The following is a 446-nucleotide window of genomic DNA, read 5'->3' as shown; positions in this document are numbered from 1 at the left end:
CCGCAAACGGATCCACCTCCGGCTTATCCTCATCCTCGCCCCAGCAGAGCATGGCGTCCTTCAGTGCAACATTCATCCCCTGTGCCCCGAAAACCGCTTTCACGATCTGTGCATTACGGATATCCCCGCGCTCATCACCCAGCGGGGATATCCTGTCGAACTCCATCCACATCATCGCCTCGCTCGCACTCAGGCTGTGCCGCAGTTCGGATAAGGTGCGCCCCAGACGGAGCGCAAGTCGCATAAGAAAGCGAATTTCCGGGCGGGCTACTTTTTTCTGACCGACTCTGCATCAGCGATCAGTTCCAGTGCCTGACGCAGCAAGCGGGCATGTACCGGACCATAGACGGCCAGCACCTGCTCACGGTCGTCCGGAGTGAACACCCGTTGCAGATCCGTATCACACAGGACATCGCAGAACAGCGTCACATCCGCTTCCAGGTTAC

General features: G+C 58.5%; 2 protein-coding genes. Both read right to left on the bottom strand.

What is annotated here, in order from left to right:
• The coding region (locus K0040_RS21795) for a phage tail assembly protein T (protein WP_438948022.1) at positions 1-244 on the bottom strand (244 nt) is incomplete at its 3' end.
• A 23-nt stretch (positions 245-267) separates the two neighbouring features.
• Positions 268-441 carry a phage tail assembly chaperone gene (locus K0040_RS21790; RefSeq protein ID WP_369123749.1) on the bottom strand — a complete coding sequence of 58 codons (174 nt, stop codon included), beginning with the start codon at positions 439-441 and terminating at the stop codon, positions 268-270.
• Positions 442-446: the final 5 nt, after the last annotated feature.

This window comes from Terrisporobacter petrolearius (assembly GCF_020748185.1).
In the GTDB taxonomy this organism is placed as follows: domain Bacteria; phylum Bacillota; class Clostridia; order Peptostreptococcales; family Peptostreptococcaceae; genus Terrisporobacter; species Terrisporobacter petrolearius.
This window is presented reverse-complemented; position numbering and strand designations above follow the sequence as displayed.